This is a genomic window from Cognatishimia activa, assembly GCF_026016445.1.
GTDB classification, from domain to species: Bacteria; Pseudomonadota; Alphaproteobacteria; order Rhodobacterales; family Rhodobacteraceae; genus Cognatishimia; species Cognatishimia activa_B.
On sequence record NZ_CP096147.1, the window covers coordinates 481,842 to 506,228 of the forward strand.

At 53.3% G+C, this 24,387-nt stretch carries 24 protein-coding genes and 2 tRNA genes; 16 read left to right on the forward strand and 10 right to left on the reverse strand.

Annotated elements, in window-relative coordinates:
- Nucleotides 1-293: 293 nt before the first annotated feature.
- Nucleotides 294-1,367 (forward strand): transporter, encoded by a 1,074-nt coding sequence (locus M0D42_RS02320; protein ID WP_265020005.1) that lies wholly within the window; start codon nt 294-296, stop codon nt 1,365-1,367.
- 375 nt (nt 1,368-1,742) lie between these two features.
- On the opposite strand, the gene M0D42_RS02325 is transcribed toward M0D42_RS02320, so the two are convergent.
- A tRNA-Cys gene (locus M0D42_RS02325) sits at nt 1,743-1,816 on the reverse strand.
- A gap of 141 nt (nt 1,817-1,957) precedes the next feature.
- Between M0D42_RS02325 and M0D42_RS02330 the strand changes: the two genes are divergently transcribed.
- From M0D42_RS02330 to M0D42_RS02345, 4 genes are all read left to right on the forward strand, one after another.
- The gene (locus tag M0D42_RS02330) at nt 1,958-2,611 is read left to right on the forward strand and encodes a protein-L-isoaspartate O-methyltransferase family protein (protein WP_265020006.1); all 654 of its coding nucleotides are present in this window, start codon (nt 1,958-1,960) and stop codon (nt 2,609-2,611) included.
- A gap of 47 nt (nt 2,612-2,658) precedes the next feature.
- The gene (locus M0D42_RS02335) at nt 2,659-4,050 is read left to right on the forward strand and encodes a TolC family outer membrane protein (RefSeq protein WP_265020007.1); all 1,392 of its coding nucleotides are present in this window, start codon (nt 2,659-2,661) and stop codon (nt 4,048-4,050) included.
- A 72-nt stretch (nt 4,051-4,122) separates the two neighbouring features.
- The gene (locus tag M0D42_RS02340) at nt 4,123-5,136 is read left to right on the forward strand and encodes a hypothetical protein (protein ID WP_265020008.1); all 1,014 of its coding nucleotides are present in this window, start codon (nt 4,123-4,125) and stop codon (nt 5,134-5,136) included.
- 12 nt (nt 5,137-5,148) lie between these two features.
- The gene (locus tag M0D42_RS02345) at nt 5,149-5,724 is read left to right on the forward strand and encodes a cobalamin biosynthesis protein CobQ (protein WP_265020009.1); all 576 of its coding nucleotides are present in this window, start codon (nt 5,149-5,151) and stop codon (nt 5,722-5,724) included.
- Between the two features lie 55 nt (nt 5,725-5,779).
- Here the strand turns inward: M0D42_RS02345 and M0D42_RS02350 are convergent, their stop codons facing one another.
- Nucleotides 5,780-6,100 (reverse strand): DUF6280 family protein, encoded by a 321-nt coding sequence (locus tag M0D42_RS02350; RefSeq protein ID WP_072793866.1) that lies wholly within the window; start codon nt 6,098-6,100, stop codon nt 5,780-5,782.
- A 207-nt stretch (nt 6,101-6,307) separates the two neighbouring features.
- On the opposite strand from M0D42_RS02350, the gene efp reads away from it, so the two are divergent.
- Both efp and M0D42_RS02360 read left to right on the forward strand, forming a co-directional pair.
- Nucleotides 6,308-6,871 carry an elongation factor P gene (gene efp / locus M0D42_RS02355; RefSeq protein WP_265020010.1) on the forward strand — a complete coding sequence of 188 codons (564 nt, stop codon included), beginning with the start codon at nt 6,308-6,310 and terminating at the stop codon, nt 6,869-6,871.
- 131 nt (nt 6,872-7,002) lie between these two features.
- Nucleotides 7,003-7,473 carry a DM13 domain-containing protein gene (locus M0D42_RS02360; protein ID WP_265020011.1) on the forward strand — a complete coding sequence of 157 codons (471 nt, stop codon included), beginning with the start codon at nt 7,003-7,005 and terminating at the stop codon, nt 7,471-7,473.
- Nucleotides 7,474-7,477: 4 nt separating this feature from the next.
- On the opposite strand, the gene M0D42_RS02365 is transcribed toward M0D42_RS02360, so the two are convergent.
- Nucleotides 7,478-8,227: a YgfZ/GcvT domain-containing protein gene (locus tag M0D42_RS02365; protein WP_265020012.1), complete on the reverse strand. Its 750-nt coding sequence runs from the start codon at nt 8,225-8,227 to the stop codon at nt 7,478-7,480.
- Nucleotides 8,228-8,294: 67 nt separating this feature from the next.
- Between M0D42_RS02365 and M0D42_RS02370 the strand changes: the two genes are divergently transcribed.
- Entirely contained in the window at nt 8,295-8,975 is a 681-nt protein-coding gene (locus M0D42_RS02370; RefSeq protein WP_265020013.1) for a TIGR04283 family arsenosugar biosynthesis glycosyltransferase, read from the forward strand.
- On the opposite strand, the gene M0D42_RS02375 is transcribed toward M0D42_RS02370, so the two are convergent.
- Together M0D42_RS02375 and M0D42_RS02380 are read right to left on the reverse strand one after the other, a co-directional pair.
- Entirely contained in the window at nt 8,936-10,858 is a 1,923-nt protein-coding gene (locus M0D42_RS02375; protein WP_265020014.1) for an ABC transporter ATP-binding protein, read from the reverse strand. The genes M0D42_RS02370 and M0D42_RS02375 overlap by 40 nt on opposite strands.
- Before the next feature lie 124 nt (nt 10,859-10,982).
- A complete protein-coding gene (locus tag M0D42_RS02380; RefSeq protein ID WP_265020015.1) occupies nt 10,983-13,973 on the reverse strand; it encodes a valine--tRNA ligase in 2,991 nt (996 codons plus the stop codon).
- Nucleotides 13,974-14,187: 214 nt separating this feature from the next.
- Here M0D42_RS02380 and M0D42_RS02385 point away from each other — a divergent pair, with 214 nt between their 5' ends.
- Nucleotides 14,188-14,478, forward strand: coding sequence for a hypothetical protein (locus M0D42_RS02385; protein ID WP_265020016.1), 291 nt, complete (start codon nt 14,188-14,190; stop codon nt 14,476-14,478).
- Nucleotides 14,479-14,830: 352 nt separating this feature from the next.
- On the opposite strand, the gene M0D42_RS02390 is transcribed toward M0D42_RS02385, so the two are convergent.
- Nucleotides 14,831-15,670 (reverse strand): SRPBCC family protein, encoded by an 840-nt coding sequence (locus M0D42_RS02390; protein ID WP_265020017.1) that lies wholly within the window; start codon nt 15,668-15,670, stop codon nt 14,831-14,833.
- The gene (locus tag M0D42_RS02395; protein ID WP_265020018.1) at nt 15,663-16,007 is read right to left on the reverse strand and encodes an ArsR/SmtB family transcription factor; all 345 of its coding nucleotides are present in this window, start codon (nt 16,005-16,007) and stop codon (nt 15,663-15,665) included. Before M0D42_RS02395 ends, M0D42_RS02390 begins: the two co-directional genes overlap by 8 nt.
- 116 nt (nt 16,008-16,123) lie before the next feature.
- Between M0D42_RS02395 and M0D42_RS02400 the strand changes: the two genes are divergently transcribed.
- Entirely contained in the window at nt 16,124-16,588 is a 465-nt protein-coding gene (locus M0D42_RS02400) for an MmcB family DNA repair protein (protein ID WP_265021081.1), read from the forward strand.
- Here the strand turns inward: M0D42_RS02400 and M0D42_RS02405 are convergent, their stop codons facing one another.
- On the reverse strand, nt 16,589-16,777 hold the full coding sequence (locus tag M0D42_RS02405; protein ID WP_265020019.1) for a DUF6324 family protein: 189 nt from the start codon (nt 16,775-16,777) through the stop codon (nt 16,589-16,591).
- 148 nt (nt 16,778-16,925) lie between these two features.
- Between M0D42_RS02405 and M0D42_RS02410 the strand changes: the two genes are divergently transcribed.
- A tRNA-His gene (locus tag M0D42_RS02410) sits at nt 16,926-17,002 on the forward strand.
- A 95-nt stretch (nt 17,003-17,097) separates the two neighbouring features.
- Entirely contained in the window at nt 17,098-17,781 is a 684-nt protein-coding gene (locus M0D42_RS02415; RefSeq protein ID WP_265020020.1) for a fumarylacetoacetate hydrolase family protein, read from the forward strand.
- A gap of 16 nt (nt 17,782-17,797) precedes the next feature.
- Here the strand turns inward: M0D42_RS02415 and M0D42_RS02420 are convergent, their stop codons facing one another.
- The gene (locus M0D42_RS02420; protein ID WP_419195956.1) at nt 17,798-18,112 is read right to left on the reverse strand and encodes a DUF6476 family protein; all 315 of its coding nucleotides are present in this window, start codon (nt 18,110-18,112) and stop codon (nt 17,798-17,800) included.
- Here M0D42_RS02420 and M0D42_RS02425 point away from each other — a divergent pair.
- The 4 genes from M0D42_RS02425 to M0D42_RS02440 all read left to right on the forward strand — a co-directional run bounded on the left by M0D42_RS02425 (nt 18,105) and on the right by M0D42_RS02440 (nt 22,386).
- A complete protein-coding gene (locus M0D42_RS02425) occupies nt 18,105-19,142 on the forward strand; it encodes an RluA family pseudouridine synthase (protein ID WP_265020022.1) in 1,038 nt (345 codons plus the stop codon). The two genes, M0D42_RS02420 and M0D42_RS02425, sit on opposite strands and share 8 nt — an antisense overlap.
- Before the next feature lie 270 nt (nt 19,143-19,412).
- Nucleotides 19,413-20,309, forward strand: a complete 897-nt coding sequence (gene rpoH, locus M0D42_RS02430; protein WP_265020023.1) for an RNA polymerase sigma factor RpoH — start codon at nt 19,413-19,415, stop codon at nt 20,307-20,309.
- 206 nt (nt 20,310-20,515) lie between these two features.
- Nucleotides 20,516-21,310, forward strand: coding sequence for a hypothetical protein (locus M0D42_RS02435; RefSeq protein WP_265020024.1), 795 nt, complete (start codon nt 20,516-20,518; stop codon nt 21,308-21,310).
- Nucleotides 21,311-21,402: 92 nt separating this feature from the next.
- Complete coding sequence (locus M0D42_RS02440) at nt 21,403-22,386, forward strand: Gfo/Idh/MocA family protein (protein WP_265020025.1); 984 nt, start codon at nt 21,403-21,405, stop codon at nt 22,384-22,386.
- Nucleotides 22,387-22,487: 101 nt separating this feature from the next.
- On the opposite strand, the gene M0D42_RS02445 is transcribed toward M0D42_RS02440, so the two are convergent.
- Nucleotides 22,488-24,308 (reverse strand): M3 family oligoendopeptidase, encoded by a 1,821-nt coding sequence (locus M0D42_RS02445; RefSeq protein WP_265020026.1) that lies wholly within the window; start codon nt 24,306-24,308, stop codon nt 22,488-22,490.
- Nucleotides 24,309-24,387 lie beyond the last annotated feature (79 nt).

Genomic DNA, 24,387 nt, shown 5'->3' on the forward strand with positions numbered 1-24,387 from the left:
AAAATTGATGCCTTTTAGGCATTGCAACCGCAACCACCGTATCACCGGAGGTTGCGGACTGGAGGAGATTTGGCCCCACTTCACTCGGCTGAATGGTGCCCAACGGTCATAGAATGCCGGACGCACACTTGGCACGGAATGGTGCTTAAGGTGAACTCGATGAAGGTCGTTCTCGGTTCATCTTTTGAGGGGGCAACTGTTTTGGTGCGCCGTACGGCACGCCAATAGAGGTCTGCCTATCCGACTAGTTTCTTCTCCAAAATCAAACCTTCTAAATAAAGGGACAACTGAAGATGAAAAAAACGATTATGGCAGCTACGGCACTGACGTTTGTCGCTGGATCATCCATTGCAGGCGGCATTGACCGCTCTGGACAGGGTATCAATCTGTTGTTTGAAGAGGGCACAGTTGCACAGACCAGCTTCGCTCGCGTCGATCCAAACATGACTGGTACATTTGGGGGGACCGAATCCGGTGATATGGCACGCGCATATAATTCGCCCGGTCTTGGTTTCAAAATGGATCTCAACGATTCCGTTGGTGTTGCGCTGCTCTATGAACAGCCTTTCGGCGCCGATGTTCTATATGCACCTGACTATGCATTGAGTGACCCAAGCAACGCGGATCAGGCCGGCGGACAGGCAGATTTGCACTCATTAACGGCACTGCTGCGCTACAAAATGCAAAACGGATTTAGCGTCTACGGTGGCCTTCGTGCCCAGAGTTTGAATGTAGATATTGCCCTGCCTGCTGTGCCCTACAGTGTTGAATCAAACACCCAAACTGATCTCGGGTACGTTGTGGGTGCGGCATGGGAGAAACCCGAAATCGCGGCTCGTGTTGCGTTAACCTACAATTCCAAAATCAAGCATGATTTGACCGTGATTGACGTGGTGGGGGGAGTAACACAACCGCCGTCTGCAGCATCTGTTGAAACACCGCAATCGGTGAACCTAGACTTTCAAACAGGGGTCGCACCCAACACCTTGGTCTTTGGCACAATTCGTTGGGCGGAATGGTCGAAGTTTTCTTATGCTCCGCCAAATTACCCACGCGGAACACTTCTCCAATTCAAAAACAACTCGACTACCTATTCTTTAGGCGTCGGCCGACGCTTCTCTGAAGCGTTTTCCGGTGCAATTACTGTTGGTTATGAAAAAGCCAATGGTGACACTGTTTCCGATTTGGGGCCGGCGGATGGCGCCAAGAGTATAGGTTTGGCTGGAACTTATACCCGAGGAAACACTAAATTCTCTGCGGGTGTCCGCTACGTGAAACTTGGCGACGCTACCACTAACGCTGGTGCAAGATTTACCGACAACGATGGTTGGGTGGTTGGTTTTCAAGTCACCCACAAGTTCAACTAAACCAAGCTTAGACAAGTTGTCTCACGTCAGCGCCAATGGGACAGTTTAAGTTGATTTGATAAGAGCGGGTTTCTGGCACATCGTAACCATCTAGAAGTTGAGATGAGTCAGAAACCCGGAACCCGCCAGAGGCTGAGCCTCCCCATCAGAACTTCAACCTGCCGTAACTTCGAGACAATCTCCTCGGGCTTCGGTCGCTTGTTTGTCATTCTTGGTCCTCCGTTTCCTAAACATAGCGGTGGACCAGTTCAGATGGGGAGGCTCACTGAAATTCACATAAATTGCACACGGATTTTGTGTACGATTTGTGTACGAATGCAGGATCGCTAGATCTTGTGTGTGGGTTCTTAATTTTTGGGAAATTGCACTATATATTGGAGGCGAGTACCGGAATCGAACCGGTGTACACGGATTTGCAATCCGCTGCGTCACCACTCCGCCAACTCGCCGCCGTCGTGGTAGGGCGGCAATAACTGATCTATTCTGCGCCTGCAAGAGCCAACCTTGTCATTTCCACGTCTGCGCCGTTGCTGTCTTGAAAATATTGTGGCAAGACGGATTTAGCGAAATCTGAACGAATGAGTTTAGTTATGTCCGACTACGCCTCACGCCGCACCGCCATGGTGGATACACAAGTCCGTCCTTCTGATGTGACCAAATTCCCAATCATCGAAGCGATGCTGACTGTCCCCCGTGAAAACTTTGTTCCACCTCATTTGCGTGAAGCGGCCTATTTGGGGAACAATCTGGAGCTCGAAGATGGCCGAGTTGTTTTGGAGCCAAGAACCTTGGCGAAGATGCTTGATGCGCTCGCAATCCAAAACACAGAGATGGTTTTGGATATTGGCTGTTTGCATGGCTACTCCTCTGCAGTGATAGCAAGGATGGCAGAGGCCGTTGTAGCGGTTGAAGACGACACGCATCGCGCGCAGGAAGCGCAGTCTGCGTTGACAGAACTGCACTATGATAATGTCGTTGTTCAGGAAGGTGAGCTGGCTGAAGGTGCCGCCGAACATGGCCCCTACGATGTGATTATATTGCAGGGTGGGGTTGAAAAACTGCCCGAAGTCTTGATCGACCAGTTGAAAATCGGCGGGCGGATCGCATGTTTGTTCATGGATGGAAATCTGGGTGATGTGCGGCTGGGTCAGAAGTCTGAAGCCGGAGTAACCTGGCGATCAATTTTTAATGCTGGCGCGCCGGTCTTGCCCGGATTTGAACGCGAAAGAGCATTTCAACTATAAATATAGGCGGCTCGGAGGGTCGCCGTGTTGCCTGAGGGATGTGCAATATGGGTATCAAGAGCGTTTTTCTTTCTGCAGCAATGGCGGTTTCGGTCCTTGGGGTCACAACTCAGGCATCGCTTGCAGAAACTTTGGCGGATGCCATGGCGGGGGCCTACACACACAGCGGTTTGCTAGAGCAGAACCGGGCCCTGCTGCGTGTGGCTGATGAAAATGTAGCGCAGGCGACAGCGTCTTTACGCCCGATCCTGAGCTGGTCTTCAGAACTACGTAGAACCTTTTCAGACCCGTCTTCTGCCGTAAATGGCACGTCAGCAAACCTTGGTTTGAACCTGTCTTGGACATTGGTTGACAATGGCTCAAAGAAGCTTGCACGCGAGCGTTTGAAGCAGACAGTGTTGGCAACACGTGAATCTCTGGTGGCTGTAGAACAAAACGTTCTTCTCGCCGCTGTCAGGGCATTTATGGATGTGCGACGCGACAGCGAGATCGTGGCGCTGCGTCAGAACAACCTGCGTGTTATTACGCGTGAGCTGCGTGCTGCTGAAGATCGTTTTGATGTTGGTGAGGTCACTCGGACGGATGTGGCCCTCGCGCAGGCACGTTTGGCTGGCGCGCGCGCAGAACTTGCGGTCGCGCAAGGCAATCTCATGGCTTCAAATGCAGCTTATGCTGCAGCAGTTGGCCGCAAACCGAGTCAGCTGACGCCCCCAAGCCGTTTGCCAAGCGTTGCAAAAACTGTTGCCGCCGCAGAAGCAGTGGCTGTTCGCAGTCACCCGGATATGAAAGCGGCACAGTTTCAGGTGGCTGCTGCGGACATTGGAATCAAAGAAGCGGATGTCTCTGTCATTCCATCTGTTGATCTGAGCGCAGGTGTCTCACGTCAGAACTTTCTAAGCGGTGGTACAGGCGACAGATCGTCGGGCAGCGTCAGCATTATTGCGGGTGGGCCGATTTATAGCGGTGGTGCGATTGCATCTGCATCTCGCCAAGCCATTGCAAACCGGGATGCCGCACGTGGTGGCCTGCACGCAACACGCCACACGATTCGCCAGAGTGTTGGATTTGCATGGGCGCAACTCCTGGCTGCGCGAGCACAACGGGTGGCAAGTGGCCAGCAGATCAAAGCGTCTCAGGTTGCCTTTGAAGGTGTGCGTGAGGAAGCGAAGCTCGGTTCTCGGACGACTCTGGACGTGCTGAACGCCGAGCAGGAGTTGCTGGATGCGCGCGCAAATCAGATCACCGCGCAAAGTGCAGAATTCACCGCAGCCTATTCTTTGTTGGCTTCTATGGGTCTTTTGACTGTTGATCACCTAAATCTGGCAGTCGAAAAATATGATCCCGAAGCCTACTACAATCAGGTGCAGTCTGCCCCCGCAGCGCTCAGTAAACGCGGTCAGCAGCTCGACAAAGTTCTGCGACGTATCGGAAAAGAATAACATTTTTTTCTATCTGTTGTCTGCCACGACCTTCGCCGCTAAACTTAGCGGCGAGGTAGAGTGGTGACTAAAATGTCTGATCCAGTAAAAAATGCAGAGATCGAGGATGTGCTTTCTTCGATCCGTCGTTTGGTTTCCGAAAATCACGTTGATGCCTCGCGCAATGTGGCCAAGCCGGAGCCGAAGGTAGAAGAGGCCACTGAGGAGGCTTCGGCGCAACCAGCTGCATCTGACCGGCTTGTTCTGTCACCTTCGCTGCGCGTAGAAGAAAAACGCGAAGAGCTGCGCCAAGAAATGACCTCGCCGGTGGAGAACACACCCTTCGCCAACAGCCTCAAGGAAGACATTCTTCCGCTACGTGAGACCCTGCCGAGCTTTTTACAACAGCGTCTTGATCCACTTGAGGAGCCTGAAGACACCGTCGAAGACATAACATCAGCTGTTCAGGACGTAGAGACGGATGACAAACCGCTGAGCTTTGTGCATGAAGGTCAAGAGATCGAAGAGGTTAATGCCGAGGAAGAGCAAGGCAACACTCTGCAGTTTCCAGCACCTGAAGAGCTTACCTTTGAATCTGCGCGCGAATCCGATCCTACCGCTGAGGCTGTGCCAGAACCGCTTGAAAAAGTGGCTGAGGACACGCGACCTTGGGAGATCGAAGGCGAACGGCTGGCAGAGTGGCATAGTGTGCGTGCAGAGACTTCCGACCATTTCGAGCCTGATGGCCCCGAAGACGGTGACAATGCTGGCACGCCGGTAGCGACGCTGAACTGGGAAGACCACGACATCGAAGATGCAGAGGTCGAAGAGGTCATTCCAGTAAAACCGACTTCAGAAACGATTGATCCCGTAGCAGAGCAGATCGCCGAAGCTGTTGTCGAGGACATCGCGCCCAGTGAAGACACCATTGACGCCCAGCAGTATGACGCCGTGCTCGATGAAGAAATGTTGCGCGAGCTGGTTGGCGAGATTGTACGCCAGGAGCTGCAAGGCCCCCTTGGGGAGCGTATTACGCGCAACGTGCGCAAACTTGTTCGTCGCGAAATCAACCGCGCCCTGACTGCGCGGAATTTCAACGACGGCTAAGTTGAGCGCAGGATGAACACGCCCGCACACCTTTTGATCGGCTGGGCGGCCTTTGGGCGCAAACATCCAGAGAGACTTGCATTTGCAGCGCTGATTGGTGCCTTACTGCCAGACCTGTCTCTATATGTTTTAGCTGGGACGTCGCTTTTTCTGCTTGATATCTCGCCTTCGATTGTGTTTGGGGAACTCTATTTCTCGGACCTTTGGCAAACGATCTTTGCCATCGACAATTCCTTTATCGTCTGGGGCGTTTTGCTCGCGCTCGCCATTGCCTTCAAAAGAGACTGGGGCATTGCGCTTTGCGGCGCAGCGCTTTTGCACCTGGCGTTGGATCTGCCGCTGCATCACGATGATGGTAGGGCGCATTTCTGGCCGGTTTCGAATTGGATATTTGAAAGCCCAGTAAGTTACTGGGATCACCGACATCATGCTGCGATAGTGGGGCCGTTGGAGCTCGCGCTGGCCGGTGGCTGCTGCATTGCCATTGTTGGTAAGCAAATTTGGCGTAAGGCATCCATACCTGTCGCATTGCTTCTTGCAATGGAAGCGGCCGTCGTCATTCCAGGATACTTCTGGAGTTTTGAATAAAAAAACGCGCGCCGCAGATGGCACGCGTTTTTTGCTTAATGGCAGCAGTATAGGCTTACGCCGCTTCGCTCTCCTGAGCAGCATTGCGACGTTCGCTTTCTTCACGAGAAAGCGCGACAGAGGTGCGAACACCTTTGCCAACGAAGTCCATCAGACCAGATACAACCCGTTCGTTCGGGTCGATACCCGCGCAAGACAGCACTTCGCGCCCATCGCGAGAGCGTGCCCAGCGAGCAATCTGTTCAGGGCCATTGCCGTACTTCTTGTCGTCAGCAATCGCATCGTCCAACGCGGCCAAGACGACCGCTGCAAAAAGTTTGCGAGCGCGGTTGCCCTGTTCGTTATTAAAAGCCGTGCCATCAACGAAATCTCTCATCTCGTCGTCCTTGTATTATTGGTCTTGTGTTTCTGGCGTGAGGGGGCTTATGACCTATTTTTATTGATTCGGGTACCCTGTTTTTGCATAGCTTTTATGCAAATGGTGCATGTCTCCGAACGACATAGGCCGTCTTGTCACCTGTCAACATGCGAGATATAGGTCTGAACAATCTCCGATCAACCTCTACGTCATGGTTTTGTCACAATGCCTAAAATCAACGGTAACGAAATTCGCCCCGGCAACGTGCTGGAACACAACGATGGTCTCTGGGCCGCAGTCAAGGTCGACCACGTAAAGCCCGGTAAAGGCGGCGCTTTTGCTCAGGTTGAACTAAAAAACCTGCGCAATGGGTCCAAACTCAATGAACGTTTCCGCAGCGCCGACAAAGTTGAGCGTGTGCGTTTGGAACAAAAAGACATGCAGTTCCTCTATGAAGACGACGGCATGCTGATCTTCATGGATACAGAGACCTACGATCAGGTTCAGGTCGCATCCGATCTGTTGGGCGACCGTCGTCCGTTCTTGCAGGATGGCATGACCATTGTTGTGGAATTCTACGAAGCAGAAGCATTGAACGCGACTGTGCCCCAGAAAGTAACCTGCAAGATTGTAGAGACCGAGCCTGTTGTGAAAGGCCAGACGGCAGCAAACTCGTTCAAACCAGCGATTCTGGATAATGGCGTGAAAGTCATGGTGCCGCCATTTGTTGGTCAGGACGAGATGATCATCGTCGATACCATTGCGATGGAATATTCTGAGCGCGCCTAATTACGTCGCTCTCTACTAAAAAATGAATAGACCGCTCGGTGCTCCGGGCGGTTTTCTTTTTGCCTGAACAAAACTTTACAGGAAGCTATGTCATCTGCAGACTGATGCCGTAGGAAGCGAGGAGGGGACCCATGTTTCGCTTAATGGCTTTGACTGTTTCGCATGTCGCAGCATTGGTAATTGGCTTTGGCCTAGGGATCTATTTTCTGCCTATTTTGACGGCCCCGGACAGTCCAGACTCTGCTGCCCTTGAAGAACAGGCCCAAGGGGCAATGTTTACCGGCGAATTCACAAGAGACTTGAAAGGTAGCGATTTTCTGCACTGGGGAGAGGGCACCATTAGCCTGACGCCCAATATGATTATCCATGAAGGGGCTTTGGCGCCGGGGCCGGACTATAAGCTCTACCTGACAGATGGCTTCGTGGAAAATGAAGAGGAATTCAACGCTCTCAAAGCCAATGCGGCCTTGGTCGGAGATGTGAAAACCTTTGGCGGCCTATTGCTTGATATCCCAGATGGGATCGACATTCACGCCTATGATACCGTCGTTATTTGGTGTGAGAGCTTTGGAGAATTCATCACCGCTGCGAAATACCAATAACGAATTAGTTGGTTGGAGACTGCAGTATAACCTTTGCGTCACCGGCCATCATATCGTCCTTTGCGCGGTCAAACCGCAGATAGGCCAACGCTGTGTTTCCTGATCGGCTGTGCAGGGTTCCCACAGGCTTACCATCACTTGTGATCGCTGTTCCCGGTTCTGCGTCGCCTTCGATAGTGACCGCGGCCAAGCCCTTACGAAGCTCAGTCTTGTGTTTCATTCGAGCGGTGACCTCCTGGCCCACATAGCAGCCTTTTCGGAAATCGACGCCGTTTATGCGTTCAAAACCCATCTCAAGAATATAGCTGTCTGGCCCCAATTCGGCTCCGGTCTGTGGGATTTTAGCCGCCACTTGAACCGCGACCCAATCGATGTTTTCGTCGGTTTGTGGGACTTCGCGATAGGCGCGCCAACCCAGTTGATCAGAGCGAGGGTCAGCAAAGCCATCTTCCGGCACCTCTCCAAGCCCGCGATGAACGTTCAGCTCGATTTCCTCTATCGCTACATCAGCCCGCAGCTTGTACATCGTCAGACGCATCTTCAGCATATCTGTCAGGGACGCATCCACATCCAGAAGGATGCCGCTTTCGTGCCGTGAAAGGAAAAAATCGGCCAAGTACTTGCCTTGAGGCGTCAGCAGCGCAGCATAAACCAAACCTTCGTCGATCTTATCAACGTCATTCGTCACCAGCCCCTGCAAGAAGTGGTGCGCGTCGTTGCCGGTTATCTTCAAAAGGCCGCGGGGCTCTGTCATAGCATAATCCTGTATTTCGCCTGTAACTTAATATAGACAGCGTTAAGCGGTGCAACAGGGGGAAGGAATGCGCGCGCCAATTTCTGTCGTGATACCGACGCTGAATGCCGAGGACAACTTGCCTGCAACTTTGCTCGCTTTGATGGAGGGCCTGTCGACTGGCGTGATCCGGGAAGTGGTCATCAGCGATGGCGGTAGTACAGACGCAACCCAGAAAATCGCAGAAGATGCCGGAGCTGTATTTGTCTCAGGCCCTGCTTCTCGCGGCGGTCAGCTGCGTCGAGGTGCAGAGGCGGCTGAAGGGAAATGGTACCTGTTTCTTCACGCGGATACGATATTGTCTCCAGGTTGGTCCAAAGCGGCTGAACAGCACCTAGAGACAGGGCAGGCTGGATACGGGCGGCTTCGCTTCGCTGCTGGGGGGCTTGCGGGAGATCTGGTTTCCCGATGGGCCAACTTAAGATCAAGTCTGTTGGGCTTGCCGTATGGAGATCAGAGCCTGCTGATCCCTGCATCTCTTTATGATCAGGTCGGTGGGTTTCAGGACATTCCGTTGATGGAAGATGTCGCGATGGCGCGCGCATTGCGCGGCCGTTTGCGCCTACTTGATTATACTGCATTGACCTCGGCAGAGCGCTACCAGCGTGATGGCTGGTTGAAGCGCGGGCGGCGCAACCTATGGCTTTTGATGCGCTATCTGAACGGCGCTCAACCAGAAAAATTGGCCGCTGAATATCGCAGGCAATAACCCTGGACTCGAGGAAGGCGTCCTAGCATCTTTGCCCAGAAGCCCTTTTTGGCTTTGGGTTGAGCGACCGCTGGCAGAGCTGTGTTCTTTGCAGCTTCTTCAGCCGAAGGTCCTTCAGAAGAGAACTGCAGGTTGTAGAGATCAGCGTAAGGTCCATTCAGTGCAAGAAGCTCTGTATGGGTGCCTTGCTCCACGACGCGGCCTTTGTCCATCACCACAATCTTATCCGCGTCACGTACAGTTGAGAGGCGGTGGGCGATGACAAGCGTTGTGTGGTTCTTAGAGAGCTTCTCGAGCGCCTCCTGCACAAGGACCTCAGACTGTGCATCCAACGCAGAAGTTGCCTCGTCTAACAGCAGGATTGGCGTATTGCGCAGCAATGCGCGGGCGATGACAACGCGCTGACGTTGACCGCCAGAAAGACCACTGCCGCGCGGGCCAACGCGCGTGTCCAAGCCTTCTGGCATCTTTTTCACAAAGTCGCTGACATGCGCCGCATCCAACGCTGCCATCAGCTGTTTCTCGGTGACCTGATCGCGACCCAAAAGCACATTTTCGCGCAGTGTTTCATCAAACAGCATTGCGTCCTGCGAAACCACCGAGAAGAGATCTCTTAGATCTTCAAGCGCGAGATCTTTCGTTGAGACATCCCCTACGCTGACTTTGCCACTTTGAGGGTCAACAAGGCGCGTCAAGACATTGAAAATAGTGGATTTACCTGCGCCAGATGCACCCACAATTGCGGTGGTCTGGCCCGCCTTAGCGATAAAACTTGTTCCGTTTAGAACCTTGGTATCGCCATAAGATAGGTGCACATCCTTCAAAACGACATCGCCGATAATCTTAGGCAAAGCCTTCGGGTTTTGAGGAGACTTCAAGGTCGGCTCGATTTCCAGAAGTTCTTTCAATCGTTCAATGCTCGCTGCAGCAACCTGCCATTGGCCACTTACAGCCCCCAGTCGACGAAGCGGTTCGAAGGCAAACCCCAAAGCTGTAAAGAAGGTCATGAATTCACCGACGGTCTTTTGTCCGTCAATGATTTCACGTCCGCCAAAGACCAGAACACCGATGAACCCAAAGCCAGCCATGATATCAACAAGTCCGGGAACTGCTGAGGCACCAGCCGCTGAGCGAACCTCAGTCTTCACGAGATCTTCGGTCAAAGCGCCGTATTGGCGAGATTGATAGTCTTCGAGGCGATTGAGTTTGATAGCTACAATCCCGTGGAAAATCTCATCCAATCGCGTTGCCAGCCGCGCGCCCAAATCGCGGGCCTCACGTGCTCGACGGCGCACAAAGCGCTGAACCACCAGCGAAGGCAAAACCAGAACCGGGGTGCCAATACAAGCAATCAGGGTCCATCGCCAATCCACGCTGATGGCAACGCCCATCAAGACGACCAATGAAATCAAATCTCTTCCGGCACCTGTAATGATGATCCGCCAAACACTGTTGATGGTCAGAACATCAGCCTGCAAGCGTTGAATGAGATAGCCGGGTGGGTGTTCCTGATGGAAGGCATTATCAAGCCGCATCAGGCGCTTCAGCAAGCTCGTGCGCAAATCAGCGGCAGTTTTCTGAGAGATATGCGTCATAAGAACTTGCTGGCCGACGGACGAAAACGCGCGCGTGGCAAAGATCACCAAAACCAATCCGCCGACCAGCCAAAGCGCACCGGAATCACCTTCGACGAAAATGCCATCAAACATTGGCTGCATCATCCAGCTGAGGGCTCCCAACATGGAGCCTTCAATACTCATCAACACAACCGCAGCGACGAGAAACCAGACGTATTTGTATAGGAAGTTTTTCCAGAGCCAGGCGATCAGCTGGCGGCTGTTCACAGTTTCCTGTTGTTCAGCAGAGGACGCGGCTTTTGACACAGCGGGATGTCATCCTTTTATGGTGCCCCAAGGGCGCATAGGACAGTTTATGCTCTGCCGAGCGCAACATCAAATGCGAACTGCTTATGGGAAGGAGGCCCGCTAAGACGCGGGCGCTCTTGATTTAAGCGATTTCTGCGACGCGGTCCAAGGCAGCTTTGAGTTTCGCCTCTTCTTCTTCGCGTGCTGCCAGGTTGGCTTTGGCTTCGGTCACCACGTCTTCGGGGGCGGAGGCTACGAATTTCGGGTTGTTCAGGCGGCCACGCAGGCCTCCGAGTTCTTTAGCCAGCTTGCCAAGGTTCTTTTCAAGGCGCGCTTTTTCTGCGGCCACATCGATGACGCCAGCCAATGGCAAACCAAACGTAGCGCCATCCACAGCCACGGTTGCGCAGCCTTTCGGGAATTCGTCGACTTTCTCAAGGCTTTCCAGACGCGCCAGTTTGAAAATCAAAGCTTGGTTCGCGGTGAAGGCCGCATCATTCACGTCAGTGATTTGCGTTGCCACCATTTGGATTTTCGCACCCGCTGGCACGTTCATCTGCGCACGGGTCGACCGGACTGCTTCGATGGTCTGAATCACCCAGTTCATCTCGCGGTCAGCATCGGCATTGACCAGTTCTTTGCCGTAGGTCGGCCAGTCTTCGTGCACCAACATGCCGTCGCGCTTGGCGGTCTGGCCCCAAAGCTCTTCGGTGATGAATGGCATGATTGGGTGTAACAGGATCATGCATTGATCCAGCACCCAGCCCATGGTCGCACGGGTTTCGGCTTTGATGGCTTCATCTTCGCTGGACAGCAGCGGTTTCGCAAATTCGACGTACCAGTCGCAGACCTTGCCCCAGACAAAGGCGTAAAGCGCATTGGCAGCATCGTTGAAGCGGAAGCTTTCCAGCGCCGCATCCACGGATTCGCGGGTTTGTGCGACTTCGCCGATGATCCATTGGTTCACGGTTGCGGTCGCGTTTGGCACCTCGCGAGATGGCGCGCCACCTGCGTAGACTTCGTTCATCTCGGCAAAGCGCACGGCGTTCCAGATTTTGGTGCCGAAGTTGCGGTAGCCTTCGATGCGTTTCATGTCGAGTTTCAACACGCCGCCCAAAGCCGCCATGGCGGCTGAGCTGAAGCGCAGGGCGTCGGCACCGTATTCGTCGATAATGTCCAGCGGGTCCATGACGTTGCCGGTGGATTTCGACATCTTCTTGCCTTTAGCATCGCGCACAAGGCCGTGCAGATAGACGGTGTCAAACGGGATCTGATCCACGACCGCCAGCTGCATCATCATCATGCGGGCCACCCAGAAGAAGAGGATGTCCTGACCGGTGATCAGCGTGGAAGTCGGGAAATACTTCTGCATTTCCGGCGTGTCTTCGGGCCAGCCAAGAGTACCGATTGGCCAGAGGCCGGAGGAGAACCACGTGTCGAGGACGTCTGGGTCGCGGGTTAGCGGTCCATCTTTTGGTTCGCTTGCTCCTACGGCAACGAATTTAGCGTAAGGATCATCGGAAGCACTACCTCCTGAATCTCTGAACGCTTGCGAAGCTAGTACATATGCTTCCTGCCATGTTGCGGCGCAGAACTTTCCACCGTCGGCGTCAAACCAAACCGGAATCTGGTGTCCCCACCACAGTTGACGAGAGATACACCATGGCTCGATGTTTTCGAGCCAGTGATAGTAGGTCTTCTCGCCGCTTTCCGGCAGAATTTTCACATCACCATTGCGCACGGCATCCAGTGCCGGGCCAACGATCTTATCGGTTTCTACGAACCACTGGTCCGTCAGCATTGGCTCGATGACCACTTTGGAGCGGTCGCCAAATGGCTGCATGATTGGTTTGTTTTCGACGAGCGCGATCTCGGATTCAATGCCCACGCGTTCTTCGACTTCCAGAGCTTCAAACTCTGGATTCGGGATCATCACCGCAAGGCCCTCAGATGTGATCTGCTCAACCACAACCTTACGCGCTTCAAAACGATCAAGGCCACGGATGTCATCTGGCACGAGGTTGATGGCATCGACTTCGTTCTCAGTGAACTCGGCACCCTTGGCATGCGCCTGCGCTTTGCCTGCTTCCTCCGCATAAGGCGCGCCATCGGCACGCATCGCGCCTTTGGTGTCCATCAGGCGGTACATCGGGATGCCGCCACGCTTTGCGACTTGATAGTCGTTAAAGTCGTGCGCGCCGGTGATTTTCACGGCACCAGAGCCGAAGTCCTTATCAGGATATTCATCGGTGATGATCGGGATCAGGCGGCGGTGCTCTTTTGGGCCTACCGGGATTTCACAGAGCTTGCCAACGATCGGCGCGTAACGCTCATCAGACGGGTGCACCGCAACCGCACCGTCACCTAGCATGGTTTCCGGGCGGGTGGTGGCGATAGAGATGTAGTCGCGTTCCTCTTCAAGGATCACGTTCCCATCTTCGTCTTTCTCGATGTAGGTATAGGTCACACCATCCGCGAGCGGGTATTTGAAGTGCCACATGTGGCCGGGGGTTTCGATGTTCTCGACTTCGAGGTCAGAGATCGCGGTTTCAAAATGCGGGTCCCAGTTCACGAGGCGCTTGCCGCGATAGATGAGGCCCTTGTTGTACATCTCAACAAAGACCTTGATGACGGCGTCGTGGAAATTGCCGCCAGCTTCGTCCTCAGGTGCGCCCGGCGCGCCAGACATTGTGAATGCCGTGCGGGAGAAATCAGCAGACGCACCGAGGCGGCGCAGCTGATTGATAATGGTTCCGCCAGACTGGCCTTTCCATTCCCAAACCTTTTCTAGGAAGGCTTCGCGGCCAAGTTCGGCGCGGGATGGCTGTTGGTTTTTGGCCAACTCACGCTCCACGACCATCTGCGTTGCAATACCCGCGTGGTCGGTGCCTGGTTGCCATAGGGTATCAAACCCCTGCATCCGCTTCCAGCGCATCAGGATGTCCTGCAGCGTGTTGTTAAACGCGTGACCGATATGTAGAACGCCAGTGACATTTGGCGGCGGGATCATGATGCAATAGGTGGAAGCCTCGGGCTTTGCGTTGGCCCCAGCTTTGAAACAGCCAGCCTTTTCCCAGGCGTCAAAGAGGCGGCTTTCGGCCTCGGCTGCGTTGAATGTCTTTTCCATCGCCATCTGCGTCATCCTGCGTGCGGTCAAATCGAGTTCCAGCGAGGTTTAGCGAATGGGGGCAGGGAGGGAAAGGTGATGTTTGCCTATTCTGGCAAGGAAGTAAGGGATTTTCGGCTGGAAATCTCTCAGCCCGCCTCACGTGCCGTTCCGTCGCGGCGAGCGGCGCGATCTTTGTGGTATAGTTGCTTCGTACGCGCGCCTTTTTGGAGATTACCTGATGCCACGGCTTATCCGGCAATACATCACCCACGTTTGCGTAGGCTTTGTTCTTTCTGCGGTCTTTGTCAGTCTGCTCATTTGGCTCGATGTGGCCGGGCTGGGGGGATTGATCCTCGGCAGTGCCGAAGGCTGGATCGCTGTCCTCATGCTCTGGATCTTCAACGGGATTGTGTTCGCGGGGGTTCAATTCAGCATTCGTATCATGATGCTTGCTGACAAAGACAAGCCCTCAGGCGGTAAGCGCCAGGGCGTGATGCATTCTGAGGCCTCGCCAGTCCGAGTTCGCTAAATTACCGGGACAAGTGGAACTCCGCACGACGTGAGAAAAATCAGAGAGCCAAGCGCTAGAAGAATTCGTTTCACGAGAAATCCTAAAGTTATCTGTCTTCAACAGACTATCAGCGTGCTGGTAATGCAATGGAAAAGTGGCGGGCCCGCAGACGCGACCGTGGGGTTATCTCATTCCCGAGGACCTGTATTTACAGGTGGGCGCCAGGTAAGTGGACCAGGATCCAAACAGAGCCAGCTCCCTCGGAATTGCTTAAGGCCACCGGAATGCAACCGTATCACGAGAAGGGCAGAACCCGCCAAGCCCCTAATTAGGCGCGCAGCGGGTCCGGTGCAAGAGCGCAGCGTGCTCTCTAATGGGTTTGAGGCGTTGGCGTGCCCCCTGATAGATACGCTTTGAGGCTGCTTTCAAAGTAAAGTTCCCAGCCGCGGGTGCAGACATCCAAACATTCAAGGCCCTCGTTAAGACCTTCATGTATCAGGGAAATATCTGATCCGCTGTCAGTTGGTATGATCTCCCAAAGCAACCTTGTGCCTCGCCACTCTGTTGTATCTGGCACGTCTTCAATGATCATATGCGCATCAGTACAGCGCCAAACCATTTGGTTTTCACGGCAGGCCTCTTCGAATTCATACGTGACATGACTGTTGTTGAAGCGAATGGTGAACCCGTTGTTTTGCAACTGAACACGATCGCTCCACCACAGGTGCATTTCACTGAGGATGGCGTGTTTTGCGGCTGCGACCGTGGCCGGGGTCGAAATGGTTGCCGCATAATCCTGAGGCGCTGAGGTCTCGTAGAGCGTGCTGAGAAAGCCATGCCAACCTTTATCCAACGCCAAGATCAGATCAAAACCTTCTTGGGTTTGAGGCAGTCCTGAATGGCGCAGCGTGAGAGATGTGCCCTTATGGGTTTCCACAAGATGCCATTCAACGCGAGACATTTGGCCGGCGGCGGGCCCAACTGTAAAATCCCAAGCCATGAAATCCGTTGGGGCCATCTCAAGAACTCTCCCCCAGCACAGCACCTCTCCGCTGTCACGTTCCGCTAACTTGAAGTCTTCCCCTTCGACCAAGTCTTGGTCAGGCGTGTTGAACCATTGAGCGATGAGATCTGCTTTTGTCAGGAAGTTCCAGACATGGGTTTTTGGAGCCGCAAGATGGATGGTCTTTTCAATATTAACTTCAGTCATCGGTTTGGTCCTTGTTTTGAGGATCAGAAGATTCGACAGCGGCCTTCAAGGCATCCAAACGTTCGGTCCAGAAGGATTCGAAGTAGCTTAACCAATCAAAGGCGGGTCGGATTGCGGTTGGATTGAGTTGGTTGACGCGCTCGCGCCCCTTGGCGGTCACCTTGATCAGCTGACCTTCTTCGAGAATTGTTAGGTGCTTCTTTACAGCGCCGCGGGTCATGTCGAATTGCTCAGCCACCTGAGCAATCGTAAGGTCATCGCTTGCGAGCAATTTCAGAATATCCCTCCGGGTTGGGTCGGCAAGAGCGCGGAAAGTGGGTTGCAGTTCAAAGCTCATATTTAGACACCTCATCGTAATACCATTTGGTGTTATTTAAATGATACCAATCGGTATCACGTCAAGAGTGAAATTCTGACTTGCGTTTTGTTCATGAAATGTTCACCATGCTCAGCATGGATCAAGAACTGCAGCCTGGACAGCTATTGGCGCGTGGTGTCTCTCGGCATTTACGGAGTCATGGCTTTGTTTCTGTTGAAGAATTTGTGCCAGAACGCGGTAAGCGTGTGGACGTGATGGCGCTGGGCCCTAAGGGTGAGCTCTGGGTAATTGAGTGCAAATCCAGCCGCGCGGATTTTCAGTCTGACCACAAGTGGGAAGGCTATTTAGAGTGGTGCGATCGGTACTTTTGGGCCGTTGATACGGAATTTCCAACGGATTTATTGCCTGATGAAACAGGGCTGATCATCGCTGATTCATACGATGCTGAGATCATTCGTATGGGGCCAGAAGATAAACTGGCCGCAGCACGCCGAAAGAAGATTATCCAGAAGTTTGCGATGGATGCGGCGCGGAGGTTGCATCGCTTTCGCGATCCGAAAATGTCAGCCCTGCCAGATGAAGTGCAGGGCGAGGCTTAATTACTTGGACATAATCCGCGCGGTGGCTGCAGCTGCGCGAATTTCTTCGGCGATCTCTTCAGCTTCTTCTGGTGCAAAATCCATCGGAATTTCCAAATCACCGGCTTCAATGAAAATGCGCACAAATCCCTTGTCGGTTGGGCCGATCTGAAGATTGGCTTCGATATCGCGTTCAGTGTTGATGCCCATTTTCTCTCTCCTTGCGTGAAATGGGCGTAGCGGTATATGCTTGTTTTGGCAAGATATACGTCCGCTTGGTGGCACCTTCGTAAAATGGAAAATTTCGCGATTTAGGTGCTTGCAATTGCCGAACCGGAACTGTAAATCGCGCTGCAGTGCCGCCTTAGCTCAGTTGGTTAGAGCGCCTGATTGTGGATCAGGAGGTCCCCCGTTCGAGCCGGGGAGGTGGTACCACCCTCACTTTTCGAATGCTTTTGAAGACCGCGTCGTTGCGCAGCATGCCCTTATTTAGCATACCGCTACTAACGCAGGTAGTGAGGGCCATCGTCATGTCAGAATTTGTCATTCCATCCATCAATGTTCCAAGCATTCCAGTGGCGTCAGGCGGTTCGTTCCCGGTGCGTCGCGTTTACTGTGTTGGTCAGAATTATGCGGATCACGCCATTGAAATGGGGGGTGACCCGAACAAACAACCGCCATTCTTTTTTCAAAAGAACGCGGACAGCCTGAACGCATCGGGTGAATTTCCCTACCCAAGCAAGTCTGAAGATGTGCATTACGAGGCGGAGCTTTTAGTTGCGCTGAAGTCCGGTGGCAAAGATATCGCGGTAAACGATGCGTTGAAGCACGTTTGGGGCTATGCGCCAGCGTTAGATATGACCCGCAGAGACTTGCAGGCATCAGCAAAAGCAGGTGGTCGCCCCTGGGAAATCGCGAAAGCCTTTGACCAAGCTGTTCCGGTTGGTGAGCTGCAACCCGTTGAAAATGTTGGGCATCCTTCCAACGGTGCGATCAGACTACTGCAAAATGGTGTGCTGCGTCAGGATGGCGATCTTTCACAGATGATCTGGAAAGTCTCCGAAATGATCTCTTACCTGTCTGAGTACTTCGAGCTCTGCGCAGGCGACGTGATTTTGTCAGGGACGCCAGCAGGTGTTGGGCCGGTTGCTGTCGGCGACAGGCTTCAGGTCGAAATCAAAGGCTTTGAACCGCTTGTTGTGGACGTAACTTAGTTCATACTGCGCGGCGTTAGTCGATCTGAATGGTCTGCTTCATCTGACCGGTAAGCGCATCAAAAATCAAAATCGTATTTTCTGCCGTCACCACTGCATACCAGCCATCGCCTTTCGTGAAGGCCCTGGCTTCAGCACCATCTGGCAGGGTGATGCTTTCTGGCATCTCTGGCCCGTTACCATAGAAACGGGTGACAAGCAGACCAACGACCACTACAAGCCCGCCAATCATCACCACTGTCAGCACCGTGATCAGCTGGCGCAGAAATCGCAGATTGGCCGGAAGTTCCGGTTCAGAAGTGTCTTGCTCAGGAGTGTTTGGCATGGCCATGACCCGTGTAACGTTTCAGATTGCGGAGAACCCGCCTGCGCGCCTTGATAAGGCACTGGCGCGGGATGTGCCAGAAGAAGCCGCGCTATCTCGGACGCGGCTGGCGAAACTTCTGGAAGGGGGGCACGTGACCTTGGATGGGACCGTGGTGACCGACCCAAAGTCAAAAGCTGCCGCTGAAGGAGTTGAGGTGTCGATTGACGTCCCCGTGGCAGATGAAAGTCACATTGGACCGGAAGACATTCCTTTGGATGTGGTTTTTGAAGATGATGATCTAATCGTGGTCAATAAACCTGCCGGAATGGTTGTGCATCCTGCTCCGGGGACGCCAAGCGGAACTCTGGTGAATGCGTTGTTGCATCACTGCGGTGACACCCTTTCTGGGGTAGGGGGATCAAAGCGCCCGGGTATTGTGCACCGGATCGACAAAGAAACCTCGGGATTACTTGTTGTCGCCAAAAGCGATCGCGCGCACCATGGACTGGCTGCGCAATTCGAAAAGCACACGGTAGAGCGCTACTGTAATGCCGTTGTCTATGGGGTTCCTGATGCCAACGACCCGCGTTTGCGCGGCGTAAAGGGCGTAAATTTTGAATCCAGCAATATCATGAAGATCACAACACATTTGGCGCGCCACAAGACCGATCGCCAGCGGCAAGCGGTTCTTTTTGAAGGTGGACGCCATGCGGTGACCCGTGCGCGTATTGTGGAACGCTATGGTGATCCTGAGGTGGCTTCGCTGGTGGAATGTTGGCTTGAAACCGGCCGGACACACCAGATCCGGGTGCATTTGACCCATGCCGGACACAGTTTGATTGGCGATCCGACTTATGGTGGGCGTCGTAAACTTTCGGAAAAAGCGCTGTCGATTGCTGGGATCAACGCGGCACAGAAGTTTTCGCGTCAGGCGCTGCACGCAGCCGTTCTTGGGTTTGATCACCCGGTCAGCGGCAAAAACATGCGGTTTGAGGCGGAGATTCCGGCTGATATGCAGTCTTTGATCAACGATCTGCGACAGCCAAAACGCTAAAATGGCAGTAGGATGACCCTCTGACTGTGAATTTACGCGTAAGCACTATGCATATTTGCATGGTTATTCCGCTTTCCGTGCATTCCTGAATATGTCACATTCTGCACAAGCCAGTGAGCACACAGCCACGTGACTGGAATGTCACCGCGCCAAGGTTCACGATAAATCAAGAAATTTGGTCTAACCCGCTTGAAAGCCCGTTAGCGCCAACCTATCTGGATGTTAAGCCTTTAAACATTCCTCTTTTTGAGGGCAAGAAAGGGACAGGACATGGGAAACTACGCGAATTTGCCGGCACCGACGCCGGAAGGCGGTTTGAACCGCTATATGCAAGAAATCAGAAAATTCCCTCTGCTTGAGCCAGAGGAAGAATACATGCTGGCCAAAGCCTGGGTCGAAAAAGAAGACACAGCTGCGGCGCATAAGATGGTGACATCTCACCTGCGTTTGGCGGCAAAAATTGCCATGGGTTACCGTGGTTACGGCCTGCCACAGGCAGAAGTGATTTCAGAAGCAAACGTGGGCCTGATGCAGGCTGTGAAACGCTTTGATCCTGAAAAGGGCTTCCGTCTGGCGACCTATGCGATGTGGTGGATCCGTGCATCTATTCAGGAATATGTGCTGCGCAGCTGGTCCATGGTGAAACTGGGCACAACCTCTGCTCAGAAGAAGCTTTTCTTTAACCTGCGCAAAGCGAAAGCCCGCATTGGTGCGCTGGAAGAAGGCGACATGCACCCTGATAACGTTGCGAAAATTGCGCATGATCTTGGTGTGACCGAAGATGAAGTGATCAGCATGAACCGCCGTTTGTCCGGTGGCGATGCGTCATTGAATGCGCAGGTTGGCTCTGATGGTGAAGGCACCATGCAGTGGCAGGACTGGCTGGAAGATGAAGATGCCGATCAGGCCGCTGACTATGAAGCGAAGGACGAGCTGGAAGCCCGTCGTGAGCTGCTCGCAGAAGCCATGGATGTGCTGAACGATCGCGAAAAGGACATTCTGGTTCAGCGTCGCCTGCAGGATACTGCGGTGACTTTGGAAGAACTGTCCGGTCAATACGACGTCAGCCGTGAGCGCATTCGTCAGATCGAAGTGCGCGCCTTTGAAAAGCTACAAATGCGCATGCGCACTCTGGCTGGAGAAAAAGGGATGTTGGCCAAAGCCTAACCCAAGATAGCGGCTGACTTCCACGAACACCTCCTATATTTAGGAGGTGTTTTTTTTGGTTTAGAATTTTGAAAAAAGTCCTATTTCACCTACCGCCTAATCAAAGTGATAGGCTAATCAAGCGCCCGTTTTACCAACAGCTGCGAGAAGAACTCGAAGCCAATGGGTGCTGGGTAGAGATCGTTGCCCGCGCGTCAAATTTGCGCGTGATCGAGCTGGAAGATGATGCTTTTCATTTCGTGCACAGAGGATCGGTAAGGAAAGCGAATGTCTTGAACACGGGCGCTGCGTATTTCAATCGTTTTTGGTATGCTGATCCGAGAGGGGTTTGGAGTGAAAGCTCTGTCCGCAATGAAACATTCGTTGCTGATGAAGTCCCCACCAAATGGGCATCTGGTTTTGCCCGCCGTATGCGCAAATGGTATGTGCAACCACGACAATCTCGACACGCTCAGCCAAAGTCAAAGCAAAGCTTCTCTGAAGGGCATGTTGCTGTATTTCTTCAGGGGCGCGCAACTTCGCTGCGATGGTCTCGCTATGTTGAAGAATTGGATATGGTGCGCGCCTTGCAGGATGTCGTTGGTGATCGTGAGATTCTAATCAAGGAGCATCCCAAACGGACCGATGAAGACACTCTGCGCGCGATGAAATTTCTCGCACGTAAGGATCATCGAATAAAATTCGTGGACGCAAATGTGCATGACTTGTTGAAGTCTTCAGCGGTCTGTTGTTCGACGAGCTCGGGGGTGTCTATGGAAGCTATTTTGCATAAGTGCCCAGTGATGTTATTTGGCAAGGCTGATTTCCACCACGTAGCGGCGACTGTGCAGAACTCTGATGAAACCGAAGAAGCATTTAGACATGCTCTGCAGAATGAATGGGCCTTCGATCAGTACCTTTATTGGTTTTTCCGAATGCAGATGGTCGATTCTGAGGTGCGGCCAGTATTGCCTCAAGTGATTGAAAAATCGGTTTTTTTATCTGATATGGTTGTTCTCTAGCAGAGTGTCGATTTGGGTTTGAAAAACTTCCTTGCAAGCTCGGCCCAACCTCTCGATGATAGCGCAAACATTTTTGATGGGAGGAGCCAGAGATGACACCAGTTCGTTGGGGTGTTCTGGGAGCGTCAAAGTTCGCGCGCCAGTTCATGGGGCCTGCCATCCACGCAGCAGATGGGGCAGAGCTTGTAGCTCTGGCGACGTCTTCGGCTGAGAAGGCGCAGCCGTTTCAGGCATTTTGCCCAGGGGTGGAGGTCTTTACAGACTACGATGCTTTGCTTGCGGATCAGTCCATTGAGGCGGTTTACATTCCTCTGCCAAATCATCTGCACGTGGAGTGGACTATAAAAGCGCTGGAGGCTGGAAAACACGTCCTGTGTGAGAAACCGATTGCTCTTGAGGCAAGCGCGTATGATCGCTTGATTTCCGCACGCGATAAGTCGGGAAAACTGGCAGCCGAAGCCTTCATGATCGTGCATCACCCTCAGTGGCAGCATGTGCGTGATCTGGTGCAAAAGGGCGAGATCGGCAAGCTTGTGCATATCAGCGGGCGGTTCTCTTTCGACAACCGGACAGACACCGATAATATTCGTAACAAGCCTGAAACCGGTGGTGGGGCGCTGCGAGATATTGGCGTCTATGTAATTGGTTCTGCTCGATTTGTGACCGGTGAAGATCCTCAAATAACTTCATCGAACATTCGCTGGGAAAACGGCGTGGATGTGTTCACACAGATTGGTGCCAAGTTTGGCGAAGCGACGTATTCGGCCTATGTGAGCACGCGTATGCACCCAGCTCAGGAGATGGTGTTCCACGGCGAAGCAGGGCTCATCCGCGTGACGGTGCCGTTTAATGCGCGGGTCTTTGGCGAACCTGTGGTTGAGATTCACAAAACAGGTCATGTCGGTGGTGGAACCGTATTGGCTCAACGGTTCCCTTCAGATGATCACTATAAGCTTCAGGTCGAAGCCTTTGGTCGCTCTGTGAGAGAAGATGTGGACTATTTGTGTCCACTGGAGTTTTCGCGTGGAACGCAGGTTGCCATGGATCAAGTATTCGATATGGCGACAAGCCTATAGCCTGTTTGTCGCGGCGCATATCCATACGTGATGCGCCGCCCTTATACTTCTTTTTACAAAAATACCTTGGGGTCCGGGGCAAAGCCCCCGGCGTTGTCAGCTTACGCTTCCATTGCTTCCAGCTCGTCAATCATTTCAGAGATCATAGACAGGCCTTTGTCCCAGAATTTCGGATCAGACGCATCCAGACCAAATGGGGCGAGCAGCTCTTTGTGATGCTTGGAGCCACCGGCTTTGAGCATGTCAAAGTACTTCTCTTGGAAGTCTTCGCCGCCCTCTGCGTAGACCGCATAAAGCGCGTTCACGAGACCGTCGCCAAACGCATAAGCGTAGACATAAAACGGGCTGTGCACGAAGTGCGGGATATAGGCCCAGAAAGTTTCATAGCCTTCCATAAACTCAAATGCCGGCCCAAGGCTCTCGGCCTGAACAGACATCCAGAGGGCGTTGATATCTTCTGGCGTCAGCTCGCTTTCACGACGTGCCGCGTGCAGTTTGCATTCAAAATCGTAAAACGCGATCTGGCGAACCACCGTATTGATCATGTCTTCGACTTTGCCTGCCAGCAGCACCTTGCGTTGCTCCTGAGTTTCTGCAGCATCGAGCATTTTGCGGAAGGTCAGCATTTCACCAAAGACAGATGCGGTTTCTGCCAATGTGAGCGGCGTGGAAGACAACATCTCGCCCTGTTCGGCAGCCAGAACCTGATGCACGCCGTGACCCAACTCATGCGCCAGGGTCATGACGTCACGTGGTTTGCCCAGATAGTTCAGCATCACGTAGGGGTGGACGTTGGTCACGGTCGGGTGCGCGAAGGCGCCCGGGGCTTTGCCGGGCTTCACTTCAGCGTCAATCCAGCCGTCAGTGAAGAAAGGTTTGGCGATCTCTGCCATACGTGGATCAAAGGCCGCGTAAGCGTCCATCACGGTTTTTTCAGCTTCATCCCAGTGCACGGTACGCGTGTCTTCCATCGGAAGCGGCGCGTTGCGGTCCCAGACTTGCATGACGTCCAGACCCAGCCATTTGCGTTTAAGCTCGTAATAGCGATGGCTTAGCTTTGGATAAGCTTCAACAACGGCATTGCGCAGGGCTTCAACCACCTCAGGTTCAACGTGGTTGGACAGGTGTCGACCATGCTGGGCGGACGGCATTTTGCGCCAGCGATCCAGCACTTCTTTTTCTTTCGCCTGCGTGTTGTGAACGCGTGCGAAGGTCTTGATGTTGGCACCAAGAACACGGGCAATCTCGCGAGAAGCCGCCTCGCGTTTGCTGCGATCCTGTTCGGTAAGGAAGTTCAGAGTCGCTTCGATATTGAGCTTTTCGCCCTCCATCTCGAACTCAAGGCCGGCGATGGTTTCATCAAACAAGCGCTCCCAAGCGTCGCCAACAACACCCAGATCGTGCAGGAATTTCTCAAGCTCGTCAGAGAGTTGGTGCGGCTTCATCGCTCGGATCCGATCAAAGACGGGCTTATAGCGTGCGAGGTCTGCGTTTTCTGCAAACATGGCCTCAAGCTTGTCGTCATCGAGGCGATTGAGTTCCAGCGTGAAGAAAACCAATGGGGTTGAGAAGTCGGTCAGCGCTTCTTGCATGTTGGACATGAATTGCGCGCGTTCTGCGTCTACCGTCAGCTGGTAATAACGCAGGCCTGCATACGACATGATGCGGCCAGAGGTCTGGCTGATTTTCTCATTGCGCAAAACGCAGGTCAGCAGGTCGGCCGCAGAAAGGTCCGCCAGCTTGCCTTCGTAATCTGCCGCGAAGGCCGCGCATTCTTTTTCCAGCCAGGCAAGGTCGGCCTCAAGTTCAGGCGCATCAGGGCTGGAATACAGATCGCTGAGATCCCATTCGGGCAGGTTCCCCAGACCTTCGCTGCCAGAACTGGCGTTTGCGTCACGGACGGGGAAGGGCAGGTTCAGCATAAGGGCCTCTTGGTTTGTAAATATCTATTTGCACTGAGATAGGCAGAGCTCAGGGCAGGGTGCAAGGGGGCACGCGAGG